This is a genomic window from Streptomyces iranensis, from assembly GCF_017874715.1.
Lineage (GTDB): Bacteria > Actinomycetota > Actinomycetes > Streptomycetales > Streptomycetaceae > Streptomyces > Streptomyces iranensis.
In genome coordinates, this window is the sequence record NZ_JAGGLR010000026.1 from 76549 (window position 1) to 90668 (window position 14120).

Below are 14120 nucleotides of genomic sequence, written 5' to 3' on the forward strand. Positions count from 1 at the left end.
AGGTCGTCTCCGCGGTGGCGGTGGTCGTCGGATGACGACCGCCGCCACCGGCATGTCCGGGGCCGCGTCGGCCACCGCTCAGGCCCGGATCCTGCGGTCGCGGCCCGCGCCCAGCCCCAGCACCGCCAGCGCCCCGCACACCGCCAGCATCAGCGTGAGCGGCAGCGCCCAGCCGCCGGTGGTCTGGTGCACCACGCCGAGCGCCAGCGGGCCCACCGCGGCCAGTAGATAGCCCCAGGTCTGTGCCATGCCGGACAGCCGCGCCGAGGTGTGGGCGTCCCCGGTCCGCAGCACCATCATGGTCAGCGCGAGCCCCACGGACCCGCCCTGGCCGACGCCGATCAGCGCCGCCCACACCCACGCCCCGGCGACGGGAGCCACCAGCAGGCCCGCGATACCGGCGCCCATCAGCGCCGCGACGGCGACGGCCAGCGTCCGCTGGGAGCGCATCCGCCCGGCGAGGGTGGGCACCACGAACGAACCGACCATCTGCAGCATCGTGCTGAAGGCGAACACCAGCCCGGCCGCGCTCTTGCTCATGCCGTGGTCGGTGAAGATCGTCGGCAGCCACGCGATGCAGACGTACGCGATCGACGACTGCAGCCCCATGAAGAACGTGACCTGCCAGGCCAGCGCGGAACGGCCCAGCCGCGACCCCGCCTCCGGCGTCGTCCTTACGGGCGTCACGGGTGTCACGGGCGTCATGGGCGTCACGGGCGTCGCCGCGGGCTCGCCGTGGTGCGTGCCACGCCGCGCGAGCACCGTCTGCGGTATCCACACCAGCGCCGCGACCGCCGCCAGCAGCGACCACGAGGCGAGCGAACCCTGCCAGCCGCCGAGCGCGTTCTCCAGGGGCACGGCGGAGGCGGCGGAGACCGTCGCCCCGCCGATCATCGAGGTGGTGTAGAGCGCGGTCATCCCGGCGGCACGGTGCGGGAAGTCCCGCTTGACCAGGCCCGGCATCAGCACATTGAGGAACGCGATCCCGCTGCCGACGAGGGCGCCCCCGGCGAAGAGCGCCATTACGGGCGGCGCCACCCGCAGCAGTATGCCGCCGAGCAGCAGCACCAGCGCGCTCAGCAGCACCGCCTCGGTGCCCCAGCGCCGGGCGAGCCGGGGCGCGAAGGGTGAGGCAAGGCCCATGAAGACCAGCGGAATGGTGGTGACCAGGCTGCCCGTGGTCGCGGACAGCCCGAAGTGGCCGCTGATCTCGCCGAGGAGCGGGGAAACCCCGGCGAGCGCGGCCCGCATGTTGAGCGACGCCAGCACGATGCCGATCAGGAGAAGCGCGGGGTGGGCCCGCAGGGTCCGCCGCGCGGCGGTCACCTCGGGGGTCGGCCGCAGATCCGTCTCGGCGTCCACGAGCAGGGACTCGGCCTCGGGGCCGGGGGTGTGCGGGCGTGGCAAGAAGAACTCCGTTCACGTAGTGATGAGGTGAGGCGGCCGGGCGCTACGAGCCCGCGAAGAGGGGCCTCAGCCGGTGGCGAGCAGTGCCTCGATGGCGCGTTTTGGCGCCTCCAGCAGCGCCCGAGCCGCCGCCTCGGCGGCCGCCGCGTCGCCGGAGGCGATCGCGTCGACCAGGGCACGATGGTCGGCGGGGACGATGCTGGGCACCTCGCGGTCGCCGAGCGAGGCCACCAGCGAGTCCCGCACCGAGCTGCTGAACCAGCCGTAGGTCGCGCTCAGCGCGGCGTTGTGCGCGGCGTCCACCACGGCGGTGTGGAACTCGACGTCATGGGCGGCGTGCAGCTCATGGTGGCCGGCGACGGGCCGCTCCCCGCCCCGCGCGAACGCCTCGAGCGACTCCAGCGCCGCCCGCATCCGCCGCAGATCGGCGGGGCTGTGCCGGAGCGCGGCCAGCCGCGCGCCCTCCGCCTCCAGCGCGATCCGCAGCTCCAGCACATCCCGGACCCCGGCGCGCCGCACATCCCGCATGACCTCGGAAGGGTCGGTCGTGGAGACCACGAAGGTGCCCTCGCCCTGCCGGGACTGCAGCATCCCCGCGTGCACGAGGACGCGGACCGCCTCGCGGACCGTGTTGCGGCCGACCTGGAGCTGCTCGGCGAGGGCATGCTCGGTGGGCACGCGGTCCCCGACCTGCCACTCACCCTCGGTGAACTGCGCGCGCAACTGCTCCACCACGGTGTCGACCAGCGACCGCCGCCCCGCCGCCCGCAACGCCATCCCTCTCGGCTCCCTCACTCGATTCACCCGGTTGCCCAGTCATCCTACAACTCCGCCCGAAAAGCCCGGTGGGCGGGTTGCCACCCCGACCACCGGGCTCCTCCGGTCCGCTACGCGCGCCGCCGCTTGGTGCGCCGCGCCCGCCGCTGAGCCGCCTCGGCCTTGAGCGTGGCGACGTCCCTGCGGACCTCGGTCATGTCCTCACCGAGATCGCAGAGTCGCTCGCTCATGGCGCAGATGACCCGCCCGTGCGCGTCGAGCCGCCGGTCCATGCCGTCCAGCCGGGCGGAGACCCTGGCCATCCATGGCGCCAGCTCCCGCAGTGTGGAGCCGACATCCGCCAGACACGCCTCGACGGCCTCGAGACGTGTCCCCATCGGCCCGGCCAGCATCCGCTCGGTGAGGATCTGTTCGAGCGGAAGCTGCTCCGCCCCGGCCTCCGGTCCGCTCCGGGCCGCCTCCTCGACATCGAGGAGATAGGTACGTACCCGCCTGGCGATATCACTGTCCCGTAGCAGCATCGCCACATTGAGTACCGCGCGGCGGGGGTAGAGGGTGAGGTGGGCGCGGCCCTGTGGATAACTCGAATCTGAAAGGTCCAAGTTGGACCTTTCAAAGACTTGCAGCTCAGAGCCTCGGAGGATATGCATCCCGCTGTTCTGGAACTCTTCCCGATGCCGTTTGGTCAGACTCTTGACGGCTTCTTCCCCAACCTCGAAGTACTCCGCGACCATGCGCGTCGTGATATGCAGCCCATCGGGCAGCATGGTCAGGATCTTGACCTTGTCGAGGACGTCCGTCCGTTCGATGACGCTGTCGCGCAGCGCGCGCGACTCCAGTAGTGCGATCTCAGGTGGCATATGTATGCCCTCCGGTGTGGATTCGAGTGTGGTCACGCCCCACCAGCCAGGGGCCAGGCCGCCCGTATCCAGGGACCAGGAGCGGAGGCTGCCAACCTCTTTCGGACCCAACCGCCGTGACATCGCTGCCCGTCGATCCGTCGCCCGGCCGAGGCTCCAGCTCGCGTTGCCTCCGCGCATAACGCGTATATGGAACAACGATCCGATCGCGGGAGGGTTACTCGCACCGCGCCGCGTTGACGGACGTCGGCCTCAACGCCGCGAGGGGCGGGCGCAGTCGGGCGCCCGCCCCTCGTTGTACCGCGTCGTACCGCGTCGTACCGCGTCGTACCGCGTCGTACCGCGTCGTACCGCGTCGTACCGCGTCGTACCGAGTCGGCCACCGCTCAGACGCGGACCGGCTCCGGCGGGGATTTCTCGGGGGTCGGCTTCGGGGGCGTGCCGCCGGGGCCGCCGCGGACGACGGCGAGGACCAGGAGGCCCGCCGCCAGGGCCGCGATGCCCGCGATGACGCAGATGCGGTCGAGACCGGCCGCGAACGACTCGTGGACCAGGGCGCGCGCCGCGTCCGCCCGAGCGGGGGGCGCGGCGGCGATCACGGCGTCGGCGTGGCCGCCGCTGATGGCCTCGGCGGCCTGCCCGGCGGCGCGGGCCGGGACGGTGTCGCCGCCGTCCACCATGTCCCGCACCCGCGTCGCGAACACCGTGCCCAGGACGGCGATCCCCAGTGCGTAGCCCATTTGCCGGAAGGTGTTCACCGCGCCGCTGGCCATGCCCGCCCGCTCCGGCGGGGCGGAGCCGAGGGCGGCCGAGACCAGCACCGGCATGGCCAGGCCGATCCCCACACCGGCCAGGGCCAGTCCGGGGACGAAGGCGGTCCAGTCCGCGTCCGGGGTCACCATCGCCGCGTTGACCAGCGCGCCCGCGCCCACCAGCAGCAGTCCGCCGCCGAGTGCCCGCCCGGGGGCGACCCGGTCCAGCAGCCGTCCGCCCGCCGCGCCGACGACCAGCGAGACGCCCGCCATCGGCGTCACCGCGAGCCCCGCCTGCACCGGGCTCATCCCCAGCACCGACTGCAGCCACAGCCCGGCGTAGGTGAGGTACGGGAAGGCCGCCGCCTGGAGCAGCAGGGCCGCCGCCATGAGCACCGCGAACGTCGGGCGGCGCATCAGCCCCAGGTCCAGCAGTGGCTGCCGCTTCCCGCGCTCCAGCAGGACGAAGGCGACCAGCGCGACCGCGGCCGCCACCAGCGCGGTGACCGTGCCGGTGTCGGCCCAGCCCTCCTCGCCGCCGCGCATCAGCCCGTACGTCAGCGCGCCGGTGCACACCGTGAACGAGGCGGCGCCCGGCCAGTCGATGCGCACCCCCGCCGTGCCGCGCGACTCCTCGATGGAACGGACCGTGATCCACACCGCGATCGCCGTCAGCGGCAGATTGACCAGGAAGATCGCGCGCCAGTCGACATACTCGGTCAGCACCCCGCCCAGCACCGGGCCGACCGCCGCGGCCGCCCCGCTCGTACCGCCCCATACGCCGAAGGCGATACCGCGGTCGCGGCCGGAGTACGTCGCCATCAGCAGCGGGGTGTTGGTGGCGAACATGGCCGCGGCCCCCACCCCCTGCACGGCGCGGGCCGCGATCAGCACCCCGGCGTCCGGTGCCAGACCGCAGACCAGGGAGGAGATCGCGAACACCGCGAGGCCGACGAGATACAGCCGCCGCCGTCCGAAGAGGTCCGCCGCCGATCCGGCCACCATCAGCAGCGCGGCCAGCGCCAGCGCGTAGATGTCCATCACCCACTGGAGGGAGGTGAAGGACGCGTCCAGCCCCCGTGCCACCTGGGGCAGCGCGGTGTTCACGATCGTGACGTCTATCAACAGCATGAAGTTGCCGAGGGTGATGGCGGCGAGCGGCCACCATGATCTGCGCATGACTGACTCCGGGATCCGGCACATTCCGACAAAGAGAGGCGGGGCCGGCCCCGAGGGCGGTTCCCGCGGCTCTTACGGTCGCCCCGACCCGGCCGGTTCTCCCAGTCGGGCCCCGCCCGGCGGCGGTATCCGACAGCCGCTAGCTTGGTGCGGTGGAATCCGACGCGTACGACGACCTGGACCGGGCGCTGGTGCACGCCCTCCAGCTCGACGGCCGGGCCCCGTTCAGCCGGCTCGCCGAGGTGCTGGGCGTCTCCGACCAGACCGTGGCCCGCCGCTACACCCGGCTGCGGACGACCGGAGCGATGCGGGTGCTGGGGCTCACCGACCCGGCGGCGGTCGGCGATGTGGTCTGGATGGTACGGGTGCGGTGCCTGCCGGACGCCGCCCTGCCGGTGGCCGAGGCACTGGCCCGGCGGCCCGACACCTCCTGGGTGAACGTGCTCTCCGACGGCACCGAGGTCGCCGCGTCGACACGGGCGGCGTCCGGCCAGGACAGCGACGCCCTGCTGCTGCGCAAACTCCCGCAGACCCCACGGGTGGTGGGGGTGAGCGCGCACTGCGTGCTGCATGAGTACTTCGGCGGGGAGCAGAGCCTGGTCAACAAGTCCGACGCGCTGACACCCGAGCAGATCGCGCGGCTGCGCACACCCGCCCCGGACCGGTCGAAGGGCCCGCGCGGACCGGTGAGCGCCGGGGACCGCAAGTTGCTGGACGTTCTCGCGGGGGACGGGCGGGCGCCGTTGGCCGAGCTGGCCGCGGCCACCGGCTGGTCGCAGTCGACGGTGCGCCGCCGGCTGGCCGATCTGCTCGCCGACGGCACCCTGTACTTCGATGTCGACTACTCCCACCGGCTGTTCAGCCAGGGCGTCACCTCCGCGATATGGCTGTCGGTACGGCCTTCGGAGCTCGCCGCCACCGGGCAGACGCTCGCGAACCACCCCGAGGTGGCGTTCGCATGTGCGACCACCGGAACGAAGAATCTGCTGGCGACCGTGGTCTGCGCCGATGTCCCGGCCCTCTACACCTATCTGACCACCCGTATCGCCGAGCTGACCTCCGTACGGGACATGGAGACCACCCCGATCCTCCGCCGGGTCAAGGGCCCGGGGCCGTTGCTCACCCCTCCCTCCCGGGTGCCCTGGCGGCCCTCCTGAACGGCCCGCTCCGCAGCGGTAGTTGGAGGAAACTCCGAAACTCTGGTGGTCGAACTCTGTTCATCTCTACGTCGATGTAGATCTTGACGGTTGTCAGGGACCTGGCGAACTCTTGGCGTGCGCTGGATCACACCGCGCCGCCCCCTCCGCCAAAAGCCTTTGAGGGGGTGTCAGGAGTGACAACGGAGGGAACCCCGAATGCGTCGCCTCGTCACGAGTCTCGCGGCCACAGCCGTCACCGCGGCCGCCACCATCGCCCTGGCCGCACCCGCCCAGGCCGTCCCCGCGGACAAGCAGCAGGTCCTCGCCGGCTGGACCCAGACCAGCGCCAGCAGCTACAACACCTGGGTCGCGGCGCGGAACAACCAGGGCGCCTGGGCCTCCTACCAGTTCGACTGGTCCACCGACTACTGCAGCAGCTCCCCCGACAACCCGTTCGGCTTCCCCTTCCAGACCGCCTGCGCCCGGCATGACTTCGGCTACCGCAACCACAAGGCGATGGGCATCTTCGACGCCAACAAGGCGCGCATCGACAGCGCCTTCTACGAGGACCTGAAGCGGGTGTGCAGCGCCTACAGCGGTGCCACCAAGACGTCGTGCGACGGCACGGCCTGGACGTACTACCAGGCGGTCAAGGTCTTCGGCTGACCATCCCCGCCGCCGAGCCCGGATGCCGGGCGGTCCGCCGTGGCGGCCGCACCGGCGTCCGGCCGGTTCACCTGCCCGCCGCCGCCGGGAAGAGCCGCTCCAGCACCACCGCGATGCCGTCCTCCGTGTTGGACGCGGTGACCTCGTCGGCGACGGCCTTGAGGTCCTGGTGCGCGTTCGCCATCGCGACCGCGTGCTCGGCCCAGCCGAACATCGGGATGTCATTGGGCATGTCGCCGAAGGCGATCGCGTCCTCCGCGGTCATCCCCAGCCGGCGCGCGGCCATCGACAGACCCGTGGCCTTCGTCAGCCCCAGCGGCAGCAGCTCCACCAGCCCGGTGCCGGCCATCGTCACCCCGACCAGGCCCCCGGCGGCCGTCCGGGCGGCGTCCGCGAGCGCGTCGTCGCCCAGCTCGGCGTGTTGGATGTAGAGCTTGCTGATGGGCTCCGACCACAGCTCGGCAGGCTTGGTGAACGGCACCAGGGACATCCCCTCGTGGTCCATCCGGTACCCCTCGCCGAACAGCACCTCGCCGTCCAGCCCGTCGCGGGCCGCGGCCAGGAACAGCGGGCCGATCTCCGCCTCGATCTTCTCCAGCGCCAGCAGCGCCACCTGCCGGTCCAGCGTGACGGAGGTCAGCAGCCGGTGCTCGCCCGCGTGGTAGAGCTGGGCGCCCTGGCCGCACACCGCGAGCCCCTCGTAGCCGAGGTCGTCGAGTATGTGCCGGGCCACCGGGACGGTCCGCCCGGTGACCACGATGTGCGCGGCGCCCGCCGCGGTGGCCGCGGCGAGCGCGTCACGGGTCCGTGCCGAGACGGTGTGGTCGGGGCGCAGCAGCGTCCCGTCGAGATCGGTCGCGACCAGGCGGTACGGAAGGACGTCGCCGCCGCTCACCGTGTGACCGGTTCCAGGACCTCGCGTCCGCCGAGGAATGGCCGCAGCGCCTCGGGCACCCGCACCGAGCCGTCGGCCCGCTGGTGGTTCTCGAGGATCGCGACGATGGTCCGGGTGATCGCGCACAGCGTGCCGTTGAGCGTGGCCAGTGGACGGACCCGCTTGCCCTCGCGCATCCGGATCGACAGCCGCCGCGACTGGAACTCGGTGGTGTTGGAGGTCGAGGTCAGCTCGCGGTACTTGCCCTGCGTCGGGATCCACGCCTCGCAGTCGAACTTCCGCGTCGCCGACGAGCCCAGGTCACCCGAGGCCAGGTCGACCACCCGGAACGGCAGCTCCAGCGAGGTCAGCCACTGCTTCTCCCACTCCAGCAGCCGCTGGTGCTCGGCCTCGGCCTCCTCCGGCGTCGTGTAGACGAACATCTCGACCTTGTCGAACTGGTGCACCCGGAAGATGCCCCGGGTGTCCTTGCCGTACGACCCGGCCTCACGGCGGAAGCAGGAGGAGAACCCGGCGTAGCGCCGCGGCAGCTGGTCCGCCTCCAGGATCTCGTCCATGTGGTACGCGGCCAGCGGCACCTCGGAGGTGCCCACCAGGAAGAGGTCGTCCTTGTCGAGGTGGTAGACGTCCTCGGCGGCCTGGCCGAGGAAGCCGGTGCCCTCCATGGCCTTCGGCTTGACCAGCGCCGGGGTGAGCATTGGGGTGAAGCCCGCCGCGGTGGCCTGCGCCATCGCCGCGTTCACCAGTGCGAACTCCAGCAGGGCGCCGACGCCGGTCAGGTAGTAGAAGCGGGAGCCGGAGACCTTGGCGCCGCGCTCGGTGTCGATCGCGCCGAGCAGCTCGCCGAGCTCCAGGTGGTCCTTGGGCGCGAAGCCCTCGGCCTCGAAGTCGCGCGGGGTGCCGACGGTCTCCAGGACGGCGAAGTCGTCCTCGCCGCCGACCGGGACCTCGGAGTGGACCAGATTGCCCAGCCGGAGCAGGAGCCGCTGGGTCTCCTCCGCGGCCACGTCCTGCTCGGCGTCGGCCGCCTTGACGGCGGCGGAGAGCTCGCCCGCCTTCTTCAGCAGCTCGGCCTTCTCGTCACCGGAGGCCTTGGGGATGAGCTTGCCGAGCGCCTTCTGCTCGGCGCGCAGCTCGTCGAAGCGGACACTGGAGGACCTGCGCCGCTCGTCGGCGGTCAGGAGCGCGTCGACGATGCCGACGTCCTCTCCACGAGCGCGCTGGGAAGCGCGCACACGATCGGGGTCCTCACGGAGCAGGCGAAGGTCAATCACCCCCCCAGGTTACCGGTGTGACCTCGGGTGCTCGACGCGATATTCCTTTGCGTCCGGTTTTGCCCCCTTTTGGGGCTGTGGGTAAACCGGGGAATTCCTGTGACGGCCGCCGTCAAGGAATGCTTCCGCATTCCCCGAAAAGGGGCAAAGAGGCGGCGCCAGGTCGACCTTCTTCCCTTGTGTGCAGGGTGAGTTGGAGGCTGGTTGTCCACAGGCGTGAGGGGAATCCACGAAGTTATCCACAGGCTGTGTGTGAGATCTGTGGATGTCGCAGTGATCGCTAAGGCCGCCCAGATGCTCGGCGATGGATTCCCCTATCAAACCGCGTTCACACACTCCACAAGAGAGGAATCCCTCACTCCAAAGAGTTGGTCGAGCGAATTGGGGTGACAAGCGAGTGATGTCTGGCGGTGGTGGTAAACGCGCGGAACATCGCGATGTGTCCGCTGTGCCGGATTGAGGATGTCGACTTATCCCCAGCGTGCGGCATCAGCCTGTGGATAACTTTTCCGCAGCGATTGTGTTGACGGGCGCCGGCGTGGATCCGGGACCGCTCAGGCGCGGGCCCCGCTCAGGCCCGGATCAGGCCCGGCCGTCCTGGCAGCGGGCCAGCCACTCCGCCGCCTCCGTGAACGCCTCGTCCGACGTCCCGTGCCGCAGCGGCGCCAAGTCGTCGGCCATCACACCCGCCCGGGGGTACGAGCCCAGGAACCGCACCTTCGGGCAGATCCGCTTCAGCCCCATCAGGGCCGAGCCCACCCGCCGGTCGGTGATGTGCCCCTCACAGTCCACCGAGAAGCAGTAGCGGCCGATGCCCTCGCCGGTCGGGCGCGACTCGATCCGCATCATGTTGACCCCGCGCGCGGAGAACTCCTGGAGCAGCTCCAGCAGCGCGCCCGGGTGGTCGTCACCGAGCCAGATCACCACGGAGGTCTTGTCCGCGCCCGTCCGGGCGGCGGGCCGGGCGGGGCGTCCGGCCAGCACGAAGCGGGTCATCGCGTTCTGCGCGTCGTGGATGTCGGTGACCAGCGGCTCGAGACCGTACCTGGACGCCGCGAACTCGCCCGCGAACGCCGCGTCGTACCGCCCCTCCTGCACCAGCCGCGCGCCGTCCCCGTTCGAGGCGGCCGACTCCCACACGGCGTCCGGGAGGTTCGCCGCCAGCCAGTTGCGCACCTGGGGCTGGGACACCGGATGCCCGGTCACCGTCTTGATGTCCGCGATCGCGGTGCCCGGCCGCGCCAGCAGCGCGAAGCTGATCGACAGCAGCACCTCGCGGTAGATCGTCAGCGGTTCGCCGGTGGCGAGCTCGTCGAGGGTCGCGGTGACCCCGCCCTCGACCGAGTTCTCGATGGGCACCAGGGCGGCCGCCGCGGCTCCGGAGCGCACCGCGTCGAGCGCCACCGGCACGGAGACCATCGGCACCAGCTCCCGGGTGGCGGCCTCCGGCATGGACCGCAGCGCGGCCTCGGTGAAGGTGCCCTCGGGGCCGAGGTAGGCATAGTGGCTGGCCGACATCACGGTCGCTCCCTGCGATCAGACGAGACCGCCACGATACCCGCGTCGGCCGGGGCCTCCGGCCGCATGGTGGACACCCGTATGGACACCCCGTGGACGCGATGCCCCGGGGCGGCTCGTCCCCTTTTTCCTATCCCTCCAAGAGTGCCTGACCCACGTACTCCCCCGGGGCACAGCCCGGAGGCACCGCGAACAGCGCGCTGGCCTCGTGCCGCAGGAACCGCGACAGATCGTCGCCCAGGTCCAGCTTCCGCTGCACCGGAACGAACCCCTTCATCGGATCCGCCTGCCAGGCGATGAAAAGCAACCCGGCGTCCGGCGCCCCGTCGTCGCGGAAGCCGTCGTGGTACGAGAAGGGCCTGCGCAGCATCGCGGCGCCCTGGTTGGACGCGGGCGCCGCCACCCGTACGTGGGCGGCGCCCGCGATGGCCAGCGCACCGTTCCTGTCGACCTTGTCGAGCTGAACCGGGGTGGTCTCGGTGCCGCCGGACAGCGGGGCGCCGTCGGACTTGCGGCGGCCGACCACCTTCTCCTGCCGCTCCAGGGAGAGGTGGTCCCAGGAGTCCAGCAGCATCCGGACGCGCCGGACGACCGCGTAGGAACCGCCCGCCATCCACGCGGGCTCGCCGCTCTCCGGTACGAAGATCCGCCGCTCGAAGTCGTCGTCGGTCTGCTTGGGGTTGTTGGTGCCGTCGATCTGGCCCATGAGGTTGCGGGTGGTCATGGGGCGGCCGGTGGCGCCGGGGGAACGGTTGAAGCCAGTCATCTGCCAGCGCAGCCGGGCCGTGTCCGCGGCCTCGCGCTGCAGGGCGCGCAGCGCGTGGAAGGCGACCAGCGAGTCATTGGCGGCGATCTGGATCCACAGATCGCCGTTGCTGCGCTTGGGGTCGAGCGCGTCCGAGACGAAGTCGGGGAGCGGGGCGAGCGCCTCCGGCAGCCGGTCCTCGACCCCCGCCTTGCCGAAGAAGGTCCGGCCGAAGCCGAAGGTGACCGTAAGGGACGAGGGACCGGCGTCGAGCGCGATCCCGGTGTCATCCGGTGGGGCCTCGCCCGCCATCAGCTCCTTGGCCGTTCGCGACCAGCGGCGCAGCAGTGCGGCGGCCGCCTTACGGTTCGCACCGGGCGCCAGGTCGAAGGCGAGGAGATGGCCGTGTGCCTGGAGGGGGGTGGTGATGCCCGCCTGGCGCCTGCCGTGGAAGGGCACGGCGGTCGCGCCCAGCGAGCTGAGGGGTGCCGGGGCCTCCCGCGTCGCCTCGGACGCGTAGGCTCCGGCGGCTCCGCCGGCGACCAGTCCGGCCGCTCCGGCGGCGCCCGCCGAGCCCAGCAGACGCCGCCGGGAGAGGCCGGACGAGGGTGCTTGCTCTGTGGTCATTGAGCGACTTTCACGTTCCTGGTCTCCGTCACCTGGTCGATGTCGGAGGTTCGTACGGTCAGGGAGAGCTGCCAGGTGCCCGCCATGGGGAGCTGGACGGTCTTGGCGCTCCAGTGCCCGGTCGAGAGGCGCTCGAGCGGGATGCGCAGCGGCCCGATCCCCTTGCCCTTGAGCGTCAGCGACAGCTTGACCTCGGGCACGTCCACGGGACGGTCGGCCAGGTCGGTGGTGAAGACGTGCAGCGCGTTGTCACCCGGCAGAGCGGGTTCGATCATCACCACGGCCTTGCCGCGGCCGCTCTTGGGACCCGTGTTGTAGGGGATCAGCACGCTCACCGGGTCGACGTTCAGCCGGTCGACGGGTTTCGTGGCCCGCGCGCCGGCCTGCTCGGTCTCGGCCCGGCCGGGCTGGGTGCCGCTGAGCACGGTGGCCACCGCGAGGAGCACGACGGCCACGATGGTCTCGGCGAGCACCGAGCGGCGCAGCCCGCTGCGCTCGCGGTCGGCGTCGCGCTCCCGCAGCGTGGCGGTCTTGTCCGTGGCGGCCCGCTGTCGGGCGAGCTGGGCGGTGCGTACGGGATCGTCGTCGGCGGCGCCGGTACCGGAGTCGTCGCCGGGCCCGTCACCGGACTCGGTCCCGGCGTCGGTTTCGGCGGGGGCGGGGGCGTCGGCGGGGTTGCCGACCGCCGCGTCGGCCGCACCGGTACGGACCGGCCGCGCGGCCTTCACCGCGGCCTTGGCCCCGGCCCTGGACGCGTCGGCCGTGGCTTCGACATCGGTCTCGGCTTTGGTCTCGGCTTTGGTCTCGGCTTTGGTCTCGGCTTTGGTCTCGGCTTTGGTCTCGGCATCGGCATCGGCGTCGGCGTCGGCGTCGGCGTCGGCGCCGGCGTCGGCATCGGCGTCGGCATCGGCATCGGTCCCGACATCGGCCGCGGCATCGCTTCCCGCCGCGGCCTCCGCGTCCGCGTCTGCTTCCGCCTCTGCCGCCTCCGTGACATCCGTAAGGCGCCCGGTCCAGCGGCGCGAGACGGCGGCGATGCCCACCATCACCGCCACCAGGCCCACCTTGACCAGCAGCCATCGCCCGTACTCGGTGTCGGTCAGCGCGCCCCAGGAGCCCACCTGCCGCCACGACTGGTACAGCCCGGTGACCACCAGGGCGACGACCGAGCCGAAGGCCAGCCGCGAGAAGCGGCGCACGGCCGCCCGCTCAATCGGTTCGCCCGCCCGGAGCGTCACCGCGAGCGAGGCCAGACCGCCCAGCCAGACCCCGACCGCGATCAGATGGATCACATCCACCGGCATGGCCAGCTGCCGCTGCAGGCCCACCGAGGCGTGCTCGGCCATCGCCCAGGTCGCGGCGAGACCCACCGCCATCACCGTGCCGCCGAAGCCGAGCCCGAAGGCGAGATCCTGGCGGCGCCGCGCGTCCGCCTCCCCCTCCCCGGTGCGCCGGGTGTACGAGCCGAAGAGGACGGCCAGGAAGACCGCGGCCGCGCCGAGCAGCAGCAGCCGGGACAGCAGCGCCGCGCCCGGCTTGGTGGACAGCACATCGCCCAGCCTGCCGAGGTCGAGGATCCCGCCGATCCCCTCGCCGTCGGTGTACGGCCCGCGCAGCAGCAACAGCAGCAGGCTGGCCGTGAAGACCGTCACCCAGCCGCCCACGGCGATCTTCCGCACCGGGCGCGAGGACCGGCAGAGCCCGGCGAACACACAGCCGCCCACGAGCGCCGCGAAACCGCCGTAGGCCGCGTACCGGCCGATCCCGTAGAGCGTGCTGACGGTGGAGTCGGACGCCTCGCCCGTGGGCACTTTCGCCTTGGTCTTGGACGGGGCGCCGATGGAGAAGGTGAACGCGCCGCTCACCGGGTGGCTGTCCTCCGAGACCGCCTTCCACGCCACCGTGTAGGTGCCGTCCGGCAGCCCGGAGTGCAGCCCGGCGGCGGCGGTGGACGACTTGCCGTCGACATGGGCGGTCTTCCCGGTGTCCACGCGCTTGCCCTTGGGGTCGAGCACGCGCACCGAGTCGCCGGAGAGCAGCACGCCCTCCGAGAAGTTCAGCGTGACCTCCCTGGGGGCGGTCTGCACCACCGAGCCGTCGGCGGGGTCGGTCGAGGTGAGCGCGGCATGCGCGGACGCGGAGCTCGCGCCCACGCTCAGCGCGCACAGCAGCGCGGCGAGCAGGGTGCCGCAGATCGCCATCAGCCGCCGGGCGGTCGCGGTGGTCCGGGTGGGAGTCGCGGTGGGCCCGGCGGGGGCCAGGGAGGTCAGCGAGGGCATCG

The 14120-nt window shown here is 72.0% G+C and carries 11 protein-coding genes; 2 read left to right on the plus strand and 9 right to left on the minus strand.

Annotation, left to right across the window (positions count from 1 at the left end; all coding sequences use genetic code 11):
• Window positions 1–78: 78 nt before the first annotated feature.
• The 4 genes from J2Z30_RS38230 to J2Z30_RS38245 all read right to left on the minus strand — a co-directional run bounded on the left by J2Z30_RS38230 (window position 79) and on the right by J2Z30_RS38245 (window position 4975).
• On the minus strand, window positions 79–1407 hold the full coding sequence (locus tag J2Z30_RS38230) for a CynX/NimT family MFS transporter (protein WP_044572749.1): 1329 nt from the start codon (window positions 1405–1407) through the stop codon (window positions 79–81).
• A gap of 66 nt (window positions 1408–1473) precedes the next feature.
• Window positions 1474–2184 (minus strand): FadR/GntR family transcriptional regulator, encoded by a 711-nt coding sequence (locus tag J2Z30_RS38235; RefSeq protein WP_044572750.1) that lies wholly within the window; start codon window positions 2182–2184, stop codon window positions 1474–1476.
• Between the two features lie 110 nt (window positions 2185–2294).
• Window positions 2295–3044: a phage protein gene (locus J2Z30_RS38240; protein WP_044572753.1), complete on the minus strand. Its 750-nt coding sequence runs from the start codon at window positions 3042–3044 to the stop codon at window positions 2295–2297.
• Window positions 3045–3430: 386 nt separating this feature from the next.
• Window positions 3431–4975 carry an MFS transporter gene (locus J2Z30_RS38245; RefSeq protein ID WP_044572755.1) on the minus strand — a complete coding sequence of 515 codons (1545 nt, stop codon included), beginning with the start codon at window positions 4973–4975 and terminating at the stop codon, window positions 3431–3433.
• Between the two features lie 152 nt (window positions 4976–5127).
• Here J2Z30_RS38245 and J2Z30_RS38250 point away from each other — a divergent pair, with 152 nt between their 5' ends.
• Both J2Z30_RS38250 and J2Z30_RS38255 read left to right on the plus strand, forming a co-directional pair.
• Window positions 5128–6132, plus strand: coding sequence for an Lrp/AsnC family transcriptional regulator (locus tag J2Z30_RS38250; RefSeq protein ID WP_044572756.1), 1005 nt, complete (start codon window positions 5128–5130; stop codon window positions 6130–6132).
• 198 nt (window positions 6133–6330) lie between these two features.
• Window positions 6331–6780 (plus strand): phospholipase, encoded by a 450-nt coding sequence (locus tag J2Z30_RS38255; RefSeq protein WP_044572758.1) that lies wholly within the window; start codon window positions 6331–6333, stop codon window positions 6778–6780.
• A gap of 67 nt (window positions 6781–6847) precedes the next feature.
• Here the strand turns inward: J2Z30_RS38255 and J2Z30_RS38260 are convergent, their stop codons facing one another.
• The 5 genes from J2Z30_RS38260 to J2Z30_RS38280 all read right to left on the minus strand — a co-directional run bounded on the left by J2Z30_RS38260 (window position 6848) and on the right by J2Z30_RS38280 (window position 14118).
• Window positions 6848–7675: an HAD family hydrolase gene (locus J2Z30_RS38260; RefSeq protein WP_308280225.1), complete on the minus strand. Its 828-nt coding sequence runs from the start codon at window positions 7673–7675 to the stop codon at window positions 6848–6850.
• Complete coding sequence (gene serS / locus J2Z30_RS38265; protein ID WP_044572760.1) at window positions 7672–8949, minus strand: serine--tRNA ligase; 1278 nt, start codon at window positions 8947–8949, stop codon at window positions 7672–7674. Before serS ends, J2Z30_RS38260 begins: the two co-directional genes overlap by 4 nt.
• Before the next feature lie 582 nt (window positions 8950–9531).
• Window positions 9532–10467: a prephenate dehydratase gene (pheA, locus tag J2Z30_RS38270; protein ID WP_044572763.1), complete on the minus strand. Its 936-nt coding sequence runs from the start codon at window positions 10465–10467 to the stop codon at window positions 9532–9534.
• Between the two features lie 130 nt (window positions 10468–10597).
• Window positions 10598–11839: an iron uptake transporter deferrochelatase/peroxidase subunit gene (efeB, locus tag J2Z30_RS38275; RefSeq protein ID WP_044572765.1), complete on the minus strand. Its 1242-nt coding sequence runs from the start codon at window positions 11837–11839 to the stop codon at window positions 10598–10600.
• Entirely contained in the window at window positions 11836–14118 is a 2283-nt protein-coding gene (locus J2Z30_RS38280; protein WP_044572767.1) for a copper resistance CopC/CopD family protein, read from the minus strand. Before J2Z30_RS38280 ends, efeB begins: the two co-directional genes overlap by 4 nt.
• Window positions 14119–14120 lie beyond the last annotated feature (2 nt).